Genomic DNA, 548 nt, shown 5'->3' on the forward strand with positions numbered 1-548 from the left:
GGACGGCGCCGGGCCCTCTTCCATGCGCGGGCGCTTTCCGGGGGGACGGCGCTTTGCCGGAGGTACGGGGAACCCCCGGGCCCCAGGTGCGCCAGGCGCGTGGCCTACGTCATGAGCCCGCAGAGCCTGCGGGCCGTCGGCGGCGCCGGGGCCCACGAGCCGGGGCTCGGTACAGGGGCAACCCCCATGAGCCTCTCCCCGGGGCCCAAGGAGCGGGGCCTGGGGGCGAACCCCGGGATCCTCCCGGTACAGCCGGGCGGGCCGGTGTCTCCGTCCTCAGTCGCCGGACGGACTCCGAATGAGCCCCCTCCGGCGTTGAGGCGCCCGGTCCGAAGCGGAGCCCCAACCGGCGGGGTCGCACGGACCCTGCAGGGAACCTGCCTCCAGGCTCCCGCCCCGAGCGCCGAGGGGGTGCGGGAAAGCTCCGCCCGCACGCTCCAACCCCAGGAACACCCACCCCCGGCGAAGAGGCGCCGGCAACGGGCCCGAGGGGTGCAGGAGGACTCCGCCCGCGCCCCCACCCGGGGGAGGGTCAGTCGTGCCAGGCG

The sequence above is a fragment of the Streptomyces sp. NPDC054841 genome (assembly GCF_053611045.1).